Source organism: Mesorhizobium sp. B2-6-4, assembly GCF_006441495.1.
Classification (GTDB): domain Bacteria; phylum Pseudomonadota; class Alphaproteobacteria; order Rhizobiales; family Rhizobiaceae; genus Mesorhizobium.
The window spans coordinates 91,854-105,415 of the sequence record NZ_VFUE01000017.1; the positions used below are offsets into that span (position 1 = coordinate 91,854).

Here is a 13,562-nt window from a genome sequence, read left to right on the forward strand (position 1 = left end):
ACATGGAGGACGCCATGCGTTCGAATTCGGGCAGATCGCGCCTTGCGGCGTTCACAGTGGCGGTATTGGCCGTCGGCTTCGCCGCGCCGGCGCTGGCGGACGGACGCCACCAGGATCGGGTCTACGCCGATTCCTTCGGCAATCTCGTCATCGACAGTGCCGCCGGCTACAAGCGCATCCTCGTCGGCGAAGGCAATCTCGCCAAGCAGCTGTCCGACTATACCAGCGCCGGCCAGCCCAAGGTGATCTACGAGAACGGCGCTGAGGAGATGTCGGGCTATGGCGACTGCTATCGGCCGCCGGTGTTCGTGAAGGGGCGCAGTTATATGTATGGCCTCTCCGACGGCGAAATGCCCGAGCTCAGCCCCTGCCGCTGAACAGCGCCACGGCCTCTGGCCTGGCTGGCCCGGCGGAAACGCGCACGCAGTCGCGCCCGGCATCCTTGGCCCGATAGAGCGCTTCATCGGCACGCCGCATCAGACCGGAAAAATGCTCGCCGGCACGAAGCTCGGCGACGCCGAAGCTTGCCGTGCAGCGATTGTCGGCGGGGAGCCCGTCGATGGGCAGCGTCCCGAAGGCGCTGCGCGCGCTTTCGGCGAACAGCCGCGCGGCGGCAAGGTTGGTGCCTGGCAGGATGATGGCGAACTCCTCGCCGCCTATACGACCGGCGACATGGTGGTCGGCCGCGGCCTCGCGCAGGAAGCGGGCAAAGGCCTCGATGACCCGGTCGCCCGAGGCATGGCCGTAATTGTCGTTGATGGACTTGAAGTGGTCGAGATCGGCGATGACCAGCGCGACTGGGACGCCCCGGCGCGCCGCGTCCCCCAGCGCCCTCTCGGCGTGATGCTCGAAGCCGCCGCGGTTGAGGAGCCGCGACAGCGTGTCCGTTTCCGATTTCGACGTCGCCTCGGCGAGCACGTCGCGCACCAGTATGGCCAGCGCCAGCAAGGCCAGCGCCACGCCGAACACGGTGCCGAGCGATTGCGATACCAGGGCATAGCTGGTCTGCAGATAGGATTGCGGGGCGGCGCCGCGGCCGCCAAGCGCATCGGCGATAAATGGCTTGCTGGCGAACTGCATGGCGCTGGCCGCCAGCACCGCCATCAGCATCCGATCGAGCCGGTCACGCCTTTGCCTGGACGACCAGACAATGCCGAACCCGGTAAGCTGCATGACGGCGTAGGGCAGTTGGTAGGCCATCTTGCTGACTAGGGACTGGCGCGGCAGATCCTGGGCGAAATAGACCGCGACAGACGCAACAGCCAGGATCAGGAGCATCGCCGACCAGGGCGGCGTCACGCCGTATCTATGCGCAAGCCCGCCGTTGAAGGCGATGGTGGCGCCAAGGAAAACGGCAAAGGCTGCGACGACCACCAGCCGCGCATTGTCGAAGGCGGGGATGCTGAATTCCACGACGAAATAGGCCATGCCCAGCACATAGCCGAACGCCAGCCAGCGTGCCGAGACGCGTCCGATGTCATAGACGGCAATCGCCATGAAGGCCGCCGCCAGCAGCCCGGCAACGAACAGATTGATGACAAGGATGAAGTCCGCGCCGCCCATGATTTCCCAAGCCCCTGACGGCAGCAAACCATCGACGGGCGAAAAAGAAGTTAACGTCAGGTCATATCGGAGGCTCGCGCACGCCTCGGGGATTGGCCGAACGATGTTTGCCATCGCCTTTCAGGGCGAAGCAAGGAACGAAGCGGTGCGGCGCGGTCCTGGATGGTGAAGACGTCAGGCCGATCGCCTTCAGCCGGCTTTGAGCGGCTCCGGCACGAACAGCGTTTCCGGCCGCTCATAGGACAGGCGCACGCTGTCGCGGCCGTTCTTCTTGGCCTTGTAGAGAGCCTCGTCGGCGCGGCGCATCAACGGCTCCAGCGCTTCGTCGCCGCTGCGCGCCGCCACGCCGAAACTGGCGGTGACCTTGGTGCCGGGCGGAAGTCCGTCGACGCCGCCGGCCGAGTAGGCCACGCGCACGGCCTCTGCGAGCAGCCGCGCGGCGGCAAGATCGGTCAAGGGCAGGAGCACCGCGAATTCCTCGCCGCCGATACGTCCGGCCTCACCGCGCGTACCGGCGGCGGCGCGAAGCTTGGCGGCGAAGTCGGCGATCACCCGGTCGCCCGCGGCATGCCCATGCAGGTCGTTGAGCGCCTTGAAGTGGTCGAGATCGGCCAGCACAAGGGCCACCGGCAATTTCGCCGCCGCGCAGCGTTGCAAGAGCAGTGCCGCCCGTTGCTCGAAGCCGCGCCGGTTGAGGAGGCGAGACAGCGGATCTGTGTAGGTTTCGACCTTCAACGCCTTCATCACGTCGAGCGCGGCGGCGGAGAACAGGCAAAGCGCGATCAGCAGCGACAGCAGCGCATGCGACAGCAACGCCGTCGTCCAATAGGATGATGTATAGAGCTCGTCATAGGTCGCGAAAGGCCCGTGCGCGACGATGACGGCAAGCGTGCGCACGAAGAAATTCAGCCCCGCGAGCAACGCCAGGACGAACAGGATATTTTCCGTCGGGCCATTGCCACGCACCTTGCGCAATTCGGCGGCTGCGACCAGGCTGATGCCGCCGAGCGCGAAATTGATGACGAGGACCCGCCATGTCAGGTCCGGCTGGACGAACAGGAACCAGCAAAAGGCGGCCATGCCGCCGCTCGCCAAGACGCAAAGCCCGGCATAGGGCACTCGCCGGCCATGCCGCGCCACGATCGCGCCGGCCAGGCAGGATCCGGCAACGCAGAAGCATAGGTTGGAGAGCAGCTTCGACGGTGCCAGGCCAACGGGCAGCGTGAAATGCTGGAACAGGAACCCGGCCGCCGCAAGCGAATAGCTTACCGCCAGCACGGCCAGATAGGGACGGTGGCGCTGATAGAACCAAAGCACGAGGAACGCCGCGCCGAGGGCCAGCGCGATCGTCGGGTTTAACAACGCTATCAGCAGGCCGGTGTCCAAAAGACCGTGACTTCCCCTCGCTTGACGTCAGGGAAGACCTTAGGGCGCAAGCCCAAACAAGCGGTTAAGCGAAAGCGAATATGCGTCACGCGGGTGCGGAGCGTGACGTGGAACCGGCGCGCCGGACCTGCGTTTGTCCAGCGCAGAAGAGGAACCGATAATGGCCGATACAATCACCCTGACCGATCACGAGGCAATCCGTTCATGGGCCGCGTCACGCGCCGGCTTTCCGGCCATTGTCGACGTGTCGCCCGAAGCCGGCACGCAGGCGATGCTGCGGCTGGTGTTCGGCCAGCACGCCTATGAGGACGAAGACCAGCCGGAGCGTCCGATCAATGCCGGAGGTTATGAGCTGGTCGAGTGGGACGAATGGTTCAAACTCTTCGATGAACGCAGGCTGGCCCTGGTGGTCGCCGCCGAAGAGCCCGGGCGCCGCGAGCAGTTCCACGAGATCATCCGCCGCGACGACCGGTGAAGCTCCAAACATGCTCTGAACGCTCAAGCAGAAGGCCCGAATCGCATCGCGATCCGGGCCCTTGCGTTTCGATCGAACCAGCCGCGATTTACTTCCAGTCGCGAATGTCGACGAAGTGGCCGGCGATCGCCGCCGCCGCAGCCATGGCCGGCGACACCAGATGGGTGCGCCCCTTGAAGCCCTGCCGGCCCTCGAAATTGCGGTTCGAGGTCGAGGCGCAGCGCTCATGCGGCTTCAGCCGGTCGTCGTTCATGGCAAGGCACATCGAGCAGCCCGGCTCGCGCCAGTCGAAGCCGGCGGCGAGGAAGATCTTGTCCAGCCCTTCGGCCTCCGCCTGTTCCTTGACCAGGCCGGAGCCCGGCACGATCATGGCGTTGACGCGCGGATTGACTTTTCTGCCCTCGACCACCTTGGCGGCGGCGCGCAGATCCTCGATGCGGCCGTTGGTGCAGGAGCCGATGAAGACACGGTCGAGGGCGATGTCGGTGATCTTCGTTCCCGGCGTCAGGCCCATATAGTCGAGCGCGCGCTGCTTTGAGGTGCGCTTGTTTTCGTCGGTGATGTCTTCCGGGTTCGGCACAATCCCTTGCACCGAGACAACATCCTCCGGGGAAGAGCCCCAGGAGACGATCGGCGGCAGTTTGGCCGCATCGAGCACGATCACCTTGTCGAAATGCGCGCCTTCGTCGGATTGCAGCGTCTTCCAGTAGGCGAGCGCGGCGTCCCAGGCGGCGCCCTTGGGCGCGCGCGGCTTGTCCTTGACATAGGCGAAGGTCGTCTCGTCAGGTGCGATCAGGCCGGCGCGCGCGCCGCCCTCGATCGACATGTTGCAGATCGTCATGCGGCCTTCCATCGACAGCGAGCGGATCGCCTCGCCGGCATATTCGATGACATAGCCGGTGCCGCCGGCTGTGCCGATCTCCCCGATGATGGCGAGGATAATGTCCTTGGCGGTGACGCCTTCCGGCAACTGGCCGTCGACGCGCACCAGCATGTTCTTGGCCTTACGCTGGATCAGCGTCTGCGTCGCCAGCACGTGCTCGACCTCCGACGTGCCGATGCCGTGCGCCAGCGCGCCGAAGGCGCCGTGGGTGGAGGTGTGGCTGTCGCCGCAGACGATGGTCATGCCGGGCAAGGTGAAACCCTGCTCCGGCCCGATGATGTGGACGATGCCCTGGCGGATGTCGTTCTCGGAATAATATTCGACGCCGAAATCCTTGGCGTTCTTGGCCAGAGCCTCGACCTGGATGCGGCTTTCCTCGTTCTTGATGCCGAACTTGCGCTCGGGCGAGGTCGAGACGTTGTGGTCGACCACGGCCAGCGTCTTTTCGGGATGACGGACTTTGCGGCCACTCATGCGCAGGCCCTCGAAGGCCTGCGGGCTGGTCACCTCATGGACGAGGTGGCGGTCGATATAGAGCAGGCAGGTGCCGTCGTCCTGGCGGTCGACGACGTGGTCGTCGAAAATCTTGTCATAGAGGGTGCGCGGTGCGCTCATGTGCGTAAATCCGTCGATATGAGAAAGGGAAGGGCAGACGCCGAGATGTCAGGCGAAACGAGTTGATCAGTCGGCCCGCGTAAGTCGGCTGGTCGGCGCGCCGCAGACACGCGCGGAGAAGCGCGACGGCAGGCGTTTTCTGTCCTGCAGCACGAACCCCTTGTAGGCCGGATCGCCAAAAAGCTCTTCCATGCGCCAGCTCATATCAATGTTTGCCGATTTCGGCAATTGCAGTGGGCCGCAAGCGCGACGTCACTCGTCTACCTTATAGAAATTGCTTTCACCACGCGGACATTCCGTTCGAAGTAGCGATGCACTTCTCCCGAAGGAGGCGGGTCCTGTGCCGCCACATTCGACCTGATGCTGGCAGCGCAAGCAAGTAACGCAAATTCCGTCTGATGCTCCCCAGACACCTTCTACTTCAGCGTATTCCCAGTCAGTTTGGACCCGCATATCCGCCCATCCTATGTTCGAACGTATCATGAACATAGGCGATTCTTTGAGAATCGATAAGGTCTAAATTTGGCACTGTGAAAAGAGTCAAATGCCAATAGCTATGGCCACCCGTATCACTGCACCCCACCTATCTGGTTTCAAAGCACCTCGAAGACAAACGTCTTCACCAGCGCATCCGGCTCGGCAATCGCATAACAGCGGAACCACGGGCTTTGCTCGACCAGCCGCCATTTTCCTGTCCGTTCCAGCTCGTCGAAGACGGCCTGGAAACCACCGCTCTCGAACACCTGGTCGCGTACGGTGAAGATGGCGTGGCCGCCTTTCTTCGTGATGCGCACCAGTTCGTGCAGGCCGGAAGCCGGCGCATGGCTGATGGTGAACACGCCGGTCGAGAAGAAGGCGCGGAAATGCTCGTGGGGCCAGGGCAGCGGGCCACCCAGCATTGCCTGCTTCAGCTCGCTATAGGCGTTGCGGCTGCCGGCGATCTTCAGCATGTCGTCCGACAGGTCGAGCCCGGCGATATCGGAGTAGCCCAGCGCCTTCAGCGATGGCCCCGACAGGCCGGTGCCGCAGCCCGCGTCGAGCAGCGGCCCTTCGCCCGCAGGCACATGGCGCGCCATCCAGGCGGTGATGAGGAACGGCAGGAGATAACCGAGCGAGGCGGTCTCGCTGTCATAGGTCGCGGCCCATGCGGCATAGGCCTGCGTCAGGGTTTCGGGCGTATCGGCCGTATAGACCGAGTCCAGCGCAGCATTGGCCTTGTCGATGTTCATGGGCATGCTCCTTCTCCAGTGCGCAACCGGAGCGTAACGCCGTCCTTGCCGAAAGACTATTCCTGATGCTGGCGGCGCAGCCGCCGTTCCAGCGCCCGGAGCGCCAAAGACAAGCCGACGGTCAGGATGAGATAGATGTAGGCTGTTATCGAATAGGTCTCGAAGAAGCGGAAGGAGCCGGCGGCATAGACCTTGCCCATCTGCGTGATGTCGGCGACGCCGAGCACCGAGACCAGCGAGGAATCCTTGACCAGGGCGACGAAGTCATTGCCGAGCGGCGGCAGGATGGTGCGGATCGCCTGCGGAAAGACGATGAGCCGGAAACGTTGCGCCCGCGTGAGCCCGAGCGCCTTGGCCGCTTCGATCTGGCCCTTCTCGACCGCCTGGATGCCGGCCCGGAACACTTCGGAGATGAAGGCGGAATAGCCGATGGTCAGCGCCATGACGGCGCGCCACAAGAGCGAGACGTCGCGCACCTGCAACTCGCCGAGATAGCCGGTGCTCTGCAGCGGCGCGGTCAGCGCGTTCCAGGCTGCGACGAAAGCCGGTGCGCCGGCAAACGCGATCCAGAACAAAAGCACCAGGATCGGTACGCCACGGATGATCTCGACATAGAAACGCGCGATCTGCCGCAGCCACTGCGAACCCGACAATCCCATCAGCGCGATGCCGACGCCGATGATCGAGGCCAGCGCGAAGGCGACAATGGTGACGAAGACGGTGACGCCGATGCCCTTGGCGACAGTGGCGAAGACCTGGGCATAAAGATCGCTGGCGGCGATGGCGAGCGCGGCGGCCAAGGCAAGGACAAGGGCGGCGGCCAGCCACCAGGGGAATTCAGGTTTGACGGAGGATGGTGGGGGGGCCATCAGGCGTGGCCGGCGAGGTGCATAGTGCGCAAGGCAGGCGCCAAGGCGCCCCCCTCTGTCCTGCCGGACATCTCCCCCTCAAGGGGGGAGATCAGATGTCTCATCGACCTTCGCCAATCTTCATCGATGCTGCATGTGGGACGAAGGCCAAGCTGCCAATCTCCCCCCTTGAGGGGGAGATGCCCGGCAGGGCAGAGGGGGGCGTTCAAGCGCAAACTCAGCGCGAGTTCCCGCACGCGCACCGCCCGCATCAAGACGAACTACTGCCCCATCTTGTAATCAAGAAACCATTTCTTGTTCAGCGCATCGAACGTGCCGTCGGCCTTGAGCGCGGCGATCGCGGCGTTGACAGGCTTCACCAGGTCGGAGCCCTTGGGAAAGATGAAGCCGAAATCCTCGGTGCCGAGCGGGCCGCCGACCAGCTTCAGCTTGCCCTCGGAAGCGTCGACATAGCCCTTGCCCGCAGTGCCGTCCGTGAGCACCACATCGACGTCGCCAGTCTTCAGCGCCTGCACGGTGGCACCGAACGTCTCGAACAGCTTTATGCGCGGGTTCTGCTCATTGCCGTCCAGCACGCTGTAGACAGCGGTGTAGAAGGGCGTCGTGCCGGCCTGCGCGCCGATCAGCCCGTCCTTGAAGGCGCCGAAGGTCTTGGCGTCGGTGAAGCGGCTCTCGTCGCCGCGCACCAACATGAACTGTTCCGAGCGCATATAGGGGTCGGAGAAATCCACCTTCTGCTTGCGGTCGTCCTTGATGGTGATGCCGGTCATGCCGATGTTGTACTGGTTGTCGGAAACCGCCTGGATCATCGCGTCCCAGGACGTGTTCTGGTACTCGACGGTGAAATTCAGCCGCTTGGCGATCTCGTTCATCGCGTCATATTCCCAGCCGATCTGTTTTCCGGTCTTGGCATCGATGAACTGTAGCGGCGGATAGGCGTTTTCCGTCACCACCACCACTTTCTTGCCGCCGAGATCGGGCAGCGCCTGGGCGAAGGCGGCAACGGGCGCAAGCATGACGGCAAGCAGGCCGGCCAGCAGCAGTTTCGATTTTGTCATGACACACTCCCCGGAAGTGAAAGCGCCCGGACACGGGCCGGGCTTGCAAAGGAATCCGGCGCCGACTTTAGCTCTCCGCAAGCGCCATGCAAGACGCTCCGCTGCGCCACGGCCGGCGAAAAACGCAAATAGATACTTTCGGCCGGGATTCTGGGGAACGATCCTTGCCGTGGCCGATCAGCCGCGCTGCGGCGCTCCGGCATCGGCCTCGCGCAGCCCGGCGACGAAGCGGGTCAGCGTGCCATGCAGCGACTTCAACTCGGCTGGGTCGAGCGGCATGCTGCAGAGCATGGCGGCGGGGATGTCCCTGGCGCGCTCGCGCAAGGCTTGGCCCTTGGCTGTCGGCTCGACCAGCACGCGGCGCTCGTCGGCAGGATCGCGCCGGCGCGTAACCAGGCCGCCGGCCTCGAGCCGCTTGAGCAGCGGCGTCAGCGTCGCCGAATCGAGGCCCAGCGCCTCGCCGAGCTCGCCCACCGTGCTCGGCGCGCGCTCCCACAGCGCCAGCATGGCCAGATATTGCGGATAGGTCAGGCCAAGCGGATCGAGCAACGGCCGGTAGAGCTTCGTCATCAATCCGCTCGCCGAATAGAGCGCGAAGCAGAGCTGGTCGCTGAGCCTTGGGACCGCGCTTGTCCCGGCGTCACCCGCCGGGACCTGGTTGGCCGTGTCTTTGGTTTTCGCCGTCATGTCGCCTTTGCCGAAATCGCCACCTCGATATTGCCCCTGGTTGCGTTGGAGTAGGGGCAGATCTGGTGCGCTGCCGATACAAGCGCTTCGGCGGCCGCCTGATCAAGACCTTTCGTCTCGGCCGCCAGGGACACGCCGAGCAGGAAACCGCCCTGACCGTTGGGATGGAGGCTGACAGTGGCCGTCACCGAGGCATCGCGCAGCGGCAGTTTCTGCTTGCCGGCGAGAAACCGCATGGCGCTTTCGAAGCAAGCGGCATAGCCGGCGGCGAAAAGCTGTTCGGGATTGGTGGCGCCACCCTTGCCGCCAAGCTCCTTCGGCATTGCGAGATCAAGGCTGAGCAGGCCGTCATCGGTCTGGACGTGGCCGGCGCGGCCGCCGACGGCACGAGCCTGGGTCGAATAGAGTGCGGTCATATCAAGTCTCCAAAATTAGTTTGTACACGATTAATTAGTGTACAGTATTATAGAAATCAATCCCGCTTTGGAAGCCCGCATTTGGCAAAAGGCGGGCTCCGAAACGAAAAAAGGCGGCCGAAGCCGCCTTTTTCAGAATGTCTGTCCAAAGCCTTTATTCGGCGGCGGCGGCTTCCGCAGCCTTGGCGGCCTCGTCGGCGGCCTTCTTCTCGGCGGCTTCCTTGGCGGCCGTCTCGGCGGCCAGCGCCTGCGCGGCGGCAACCTTCTCGGCCTCGATGCGCGCCTTCTCGGCGTTCAGCGCGTCGCGCTCCTCATCATTGAGCTTGCGGGCGCGCACGCCGGTGTTCTCCGAAATACGGGCCGACTTGCCGCGACGGTCGCGCAGGTAATAGAGCTTGGCACGACGCACCTTGCCGCGACGCACGATCTCGACGCCTTCGACCATTGGCGAAAACACCGGGAAGACGCGCTCGACGCCTTCGCCGTAGGAGATCTTGCGGACAGTGAAATTTTCCTGGAAGCCCGAACCGGCGCGGGCGATGACGACGCCTTCATAGGCCTGGACGCGGGTGCGGGTGCCTTCGGTCACGCGGACCTGGACGCGCACGGTGTCGCCGGGCTGGAATTCGGGAAGCTTGCGCTTGGCTTCGATCTTGGCGGCCTGTTCGGCCTCGAGCTGACGGATGAGATCCATCTCAATAATCCACTTCTTGTTCTTCCGACAGTCAGAGCGCCCGGCGCTCGCCTTGCAGTTCCAATGACCGCTCGGCTATGCCCTTTGTTCGAAAACATCGGGCAGGGGCGACTACACCGCCATTGTTGACGGGTCCGGCAGATTTCTCCCGGTTCGGCGGGCACATACAGCTATTTCGACGCTTTGTCACGTCTTGGCCGCGTCTTTTTTGCTCGCGTGCACCATCGTATCTGTCCACTGCCGGGTTGCAAGGGCCCTTCAAGCTGCCTAAGGCGAGGCAACCATAGTTCTCGGGCGGCATCCTCATGTCCTTTTTCGACGCGGTCCTGCTATTCATGGCGGGTTTTCTTTCCGGCGCCGCCAATGCGGTCGCGGGCGGCGGCACCTTCATCACGTTCGGTGCCATGACCTTGGTCGGCCTGCCGCCGATCGTCGCCAACGCCACCTCCTCGGTGACGCAATTTCCCGGCTACATCACCTCGACGCTGGCCTACCGGGACGACATCCGCCATTTCTGGCGTGGCGCCCTGCTGCTCTGCCTGATATCGGCGCTCGGCGCACTGGCCGGCGCGCTTATCCTGCTGGCGCTGGACAATCCGTCATTTCGCGTCCTGGTGCCGTGGCTGCTGCTGGCCGCGACGGCGCTGTTCGCCGCCGGGCCGTGGCTGAAGCCCGCACCCAAGCCGGGGCATGAGGCTTCCGTGGGCTCATTGGCCGGCTCGCTGGCGCAGTTCGTCACGGCCATCTATGGCGGCTTCTTCGGGGCCGGCATGGGCGTGATGATGCTGGCGACGCTCGGCCTGACCCAGGCCGGCGACTACCACCGCCTGAACGCGCTGAAAAACATGCTGGCCATGGTCATCGCAGCGGTCGCCATCGTCGTCTTCGTCTCGGGTGGCGTCGTCGCCTGGCCGCAAGCGATCATCATGATCCCCGGCGGCGCGTTGGGCGGCTATGCCGGCGTGTGGATCGCCAAGCGCGTGCCGCAGAATGCCGTGCGCGGCTTCGTCGTCGCGGTCGGGCTGTTCCTGGCTTTCTACTATTTCGCCAAGGGCTGAGGAGAGCCGAGCAAGTCCGGCCGCCGTTCCCGCGTCAGCTTCTCCGACTCTGCCCGCCGCCACGCTGCGATCTTGCCGTGGTTGCCCGAGGTCAGCACCTCGGGAATGGGCCGGCCCTCGAAATCCTGCGGCCGCGTGTAATGCGGGTGTTCGAGTAGGCCGTTTTCAAAGCTCTCTTCTTCACCCGACACGGCATTGCCCATGACGCCGGGCAGCAGCCGCACGACCGCGTCGAGCAGCACAAGCGCCGCCGGCTCGCCACCGGACAGAATGAAGTCTCCGACCGAGACTTCCTCCAATCCTCGCGCGTCGATCACCCGCTGGTCGATGCCTTCGAAGCGGCCGCACAGGATGACGGCGCCCGGCCCGGCGGCCAGTTCGCGCACGCGCGCCTGCGTCAGCGGCTTTCCACGCGGGCTCATCAGCAACCGTGGCCGCAAATCGCCTTCGGGCGAGGCATGGTCGATCGCCCTGGCCAAGACATCGGCGCGCATCACCATGCCGGCGCCGCCGCCGGCCGGCGTGTCGTCGACAGTGCGGTGGCGGTCGGTTGCGAAGTCGCGGATCTGGATCGCTTGCAGCGACCATGTACCCGCCTCCAGCGCCCGCCCGGCCAGCGACAGGCCAAGCAGACCCGGAAACATTTCCGGGTAGAGCGTAAGCACGGAGGCGGAGAAGCTCACCGGTTGCCCCCGGCGTCCCTCGGGCCGCGCGGCCTGCCCTTCGGGTCGAAGCCTTCCTCGCGCGGCGCTTCGCCGTCCTTGTCCTCGACCAGTCCGGCCGCCGCCTGGTTGACGCGCACAAAACCCTTGGCGATGGACACTTCGGGCACAGCGGCCTGCGTGAACGGGATCAACACGCCCTTGCGTCCGGCCAGCGTCACATCGAGGATGTCGCCGCCGCCGAAATTGTGCACGGCGACTACCTTGCCAAGGACGGCTCCCGTATCGTCCCGAACCTCCAGACCGATCAGGTCGGCATGATAGAATTCGTCCTCCTCGCCGTCATCGGGCAGCATGGAGCGATCGACGAACAGCTCCGTGCCGGCCAGCGCCTCGGCCGCGTTGCGGTCACTGACACCCTTGAAGCGCACCACGACCACGGCGTTGGCGGGCCTTATGTCGATGATCTGGAAGGCGCGGCCGTCCCTTGCGTAAAGCGGCCCGTAATCGGCGAGCGCCAGCGGATCGCCGGTAAAGGTTTTGACGCGCAATTCGCCCTTGATGCCGTGAGCGGCGCCGATCACGGCCATCTGGACGGGGTTCTGGGGCTTGCTCATGGCGCGCTTTTACCTTCGTCATCCACGGGCGGAGCAGGCGCGAAGCGACTGCGCAGACCCGAGGATCCATTCGTTACGGTGATCAAACCCACGGCAGTTCAGAAAGGCTCACGGGTTTCGTTCCTGCAACTCTCTATTTGCGGATACCCCGTTTGGCCAATCACCACGGTTTTGACTTGCCGCCGGTCGACTCCTAGCCCCACCGGATTGTCATTTCAATGACGCCTCTTCACCGCTTCCTAACCCGGCTGCCGGAAAATGACGGCGAACCGGAACGACGCCATGCAGGAATTCCTTATCCCGGCAAAGCCCGACCTCCAGGCGGCGCGCGAAAGCTGGCTCAAGATGCTCGCGCGAGAACGTCGGCTGTCGCCCGAGACGGTGGAAGCCTACGAGCGCGACACTAGGCAGTTCCTGCATTTTCTGACGGGTCATAATGGCGGCCCGCCCGGCATAGCCGACATCGCCGATCTGCGCCCGGCCGACCTGCGCGGCTTTCTCGCCGCCCGCCGCAACGAAGGCGCAGGCGCCCGCACGCTCGGCCGGGGGCTGGCCGGCATTCGCTCACTCTTGCGCTTTCTGGAACGGCGTGGTCTCGCCAACGCAGCGGGCGCGGCGGCCCTGCGCGCGCCTCGCCAACCAAAGTCACTGCCGAAACCGCTGACGGCCAGTGACGCAAAACATGTCGTTTCCGTCGAGGGTCAATTGGCGGACGAACCCTGGATCGCCGCCCGCAACGCCGCCGTGCTGACGCTGCTCTACGGCTCGGGCCTGCGCATTTCCGAGGCGCTCGGCCTTGCCGGCGCCGAACTGGCGTCGGAGGCCGATACGGTGCTGCGCGTCACCGGTAAGGGTGGCAAGACGCGGTTGGTGCCGGTGCTGCCGGTGGCGCTCAAGGCGGTTGCCGAATACCGCCGGCTGTGCCCCTACCATCTCGACCCCAAGGGGCTGTTGTTTCGCGGCGCGCGCGGCGGCCCGCTCAACCCGGCCATCGTCCAGCGCGAGATGGCCAAGCTGCGCTCGGCGCTCAACCTGCCGGACACCGCAACGCCGCACGCCTTGCGCCATTCCTTCGCCACGCATCTGCTCGGCCGCGGCGGCGACCTGCGCACCATCCAGGAACTGCTCGGCCATGCCAGCCTGTCGACCACGCAGATCTACACCGGCGTCGATACGGCGAGGCTGTTGGAGATCTATGAATCGGCTCACCCGAGGGCGTGAAGTATTGGGGTTGCGCGAGGCTTCCGGACTTCGCCACGGGATGATGAGGGGTGGGCGGCTCAACCAACCGCAAGCCGTTCAGTAATTCGAGCGATAGTCAAAACTGATTGAACCGAAGACAATTTCGTT

General features: G+C 64.5%; 16 protein-coding genes. 4 read left to right on the forward strand and 12 right to left on the reverse strand.

All coding sequences use genetic code 11. From position 1 onward, the window contains the following. Nucleotides 1-14 precede the first annotated feature (14 nt). A complete protein-coding gene (locus FJ426_RS22710; protein ID WP_140559264.1) occupies nt 15-377 on the forward strand; it encodes a hypothetical protein in 363 nt (120 codons plus the stop codon). Here the strand turns inward: FJ426_RS22710 and FJ426_RS22715 are convergent. Continuing rightward, a complete protein-coding gene (locus tag FJ426_RS22715) occupies nt 361-1,563 on the reverse strand; it encodes a GGDEF domain-containing protein (RefSeq protein WP_140559265.1) in 1,203 nt (400 codons plus the stop codon). The genes FJ426_RS22710 and FJ426_RS22715 overlap by 17 nt on opposite strands. Before the next feature lie 189 nt (nt 1,564-1,752). After that, nucleotides 1,753-2,949, reverse strand: coding sequence for a GGDEF domain-containing protein (locus tag FJ426_RS22720; RefSeq protein ID WP_140662750.1), 1,197 nt, complete (start codon nt 2,947-2,949; stop codon nt 1,753-1,755). Nucleotides 2,950-3,109: 160 nt separating this feature from the next. Between FJ426_RS22720 and FJ426_RS22725 the strand changes: the two genes are divergently transcribed. Continuing rightward, entirely contained in the window at nt 3,110-3,424 is a 315-nt protein-coding gene (locus tag FJ426_RS22725; RefSeq protein ID WP_140559267.1) for a hypothetical protein, read from the forward strand. A gap of 88 nt (nt 3,425-3,512) precedes the next feature. Here the strand turns inward: FJ426_RS22725 and leuC are convergent, their stop codons facing one another. From leuC to rplS, 8 genes are all read right to left on the reverse strand, one after another. Beyond that, a complete protein-coding gene (leuC, locus tag FJ426_RS22730; protein ID WP_140518096.1) occupies nt 3,513-4,922 on the reverse strand; it encodes a 3-isopropylmalate dehydratase large subunit in 1,410 nt (469 codons plus the stop codon). A 66-nt stretch (nt 4,923-4,988) separates the two neighbouring features. Then, nucleotides 4,989-5,114 carry a hypothetical protein gene (locus tag FJ426_RS32070; protein WP_140492732.1) on the reverse strand — a complete coding sequence of 42 codons (126 nt, stop codon included), beginning with the start codon at nt 5,112-5,114 and terminating at the stop codon, nt 4,989-4,991. Between the two features lie 401 nt (nt 5,115-5,515). Continuing rightward, complete coding sequence (locus tag FJ426_RS22740) at nt 5,516-6,151, reverse strand: class I SAM-dependent methyltransferase (RefSeq protein WP_140559268.1); 636 nt, start codon at nt 6,149-6,151, stop codon at nt 5,516-5,518. 56 nt (nt 6,152-6,207) lie between these two features. Then, nucleotides 6,208-7,020, reverse strand: coding sequence for an amino acid ABC transporter permease (locus FJ426_RS22745; protein WP_140559269.1), 813 nt, complete (start codon nt 7,018-7,020; stop codon nt 6,208-6,210). Between the two features lie 260 nt (nt 7,021-7,280). After that, nucleotides 7,281-8,078: a transporter substrate-binding domain-containing protein gene (locus FJ426_RS22755; protein ID WP_140559270.1), complete on the reverse strand. Its 798-nt coding sequence runs from the start codon at nt 8,076-8,078 to the stop codon at nt 7,281-7,283. Between the two features lie 177 nt (nt 8,079-8,255). Next, complete coding sequence (locus tag FJ426_RS22760) at nt 8,256-8,765, reverse strand: MarR family transcriptional regulator (RefSeq protein WP_140518092.1); 510 nt, start codon at nt 8,763-8,765, stop codon at nt 8,256-8,258. Continuing rightward, nucleotides 8,762-9,181, reverse strand: a complete 420-nt coding sequence (locus FJ426_RS22765; protein ID WP_140492746.1) for an organic hydroperoxide resistance protein — start codon at nt 9,179-9,181, stop codon at nt 8,762-8,764. The genes FJ426_RS22760 and FJ426_RS22765 overlap by 4 nt, the downstream gene beginning before the upstream one ends. Nucleotides 9,182-9,335: 154 nt before the next feature. Then, nucleotides 9,336-9,875 (reverse strand): 50S ribosomal protein L19, encoded by a 540-nt coding sequence (rplS, locus tag FJ426_RS22770; protein ID WP_140492749.1) that lies wholly within the window; start codon nt 9,873-9,875, stop codon nt 9,336-9,338. 305 nt (nt 9,876-10,180) lie between these two features. Here rplS and FJ426_RS22775 point away from each other — a divergent pair, with 305 nt between their 5' ends. Then, nucleotides 10,181-10,933, forward strand: coding sequence for a sulfite exporter TauE/SafE family protein (locus tag FJ426_RS22775; protein WP_140559271.1), 753 nt, complete (start codon nt 10,181-10,183; stop codon nt 10,931-10,933). Here FJ426_RS22775 and trmD read toward each other — a convergent pair. Both trmD and rimM read right to left on the reverse strand, forming a co-directional pair. After that, nucleotides 10,915-11,616, reverse strand: a complete 702-nt coding sequence (trmD, locus tag FJ426_RS22780; protein ID WP_140559272.1) for a tRNA (guanosine(37)-N1)-methyltransferase TrmD — start codon at nt 11,614-11,616, stop codon at nt 10,915-10,917. The two genes, FJ426_RS22775 and trmD, sit on opposite strands and share 19 nt — an antisense overlap. Then, nucleotides 11,613-12,212 carry a ribosome maturation factor RimM gene (rimM, locus tag FJ426_RS22785; RefSeq protein WP_140825527.1) on the reverse strand — a complete coding sequence of 200 codons (600 nt, stop codon included), beginning with the start codon at nt 12,210-12,212 and terminating at the stop codon, nt 11,613-11,615. The genes trmD and rimM overlap by 4 nt, the downstream gene beginning before the upstream one ends. A gap of 282 nt (nt 12,213-12,494) precedes the next feature. On the opposite strand from rimM, the gene FJ426_RS22790 reads away from it, so the two are divergent. Continuing rightward, the gene (locus tag FJ426_RS22790; protein ID WP_140559274.1) at nt 12,495-13,433 is read left to right on the forward strand and encodes a tyrosine recombinase XerC; all 939 of its coding nucleotides are present in this window, start codon (nt 12,495-12,497) and stop codon (nt 13,431-13,433) included. Nucleotides 13,434-13,562 lie beyond the last annotated feature (129 nt).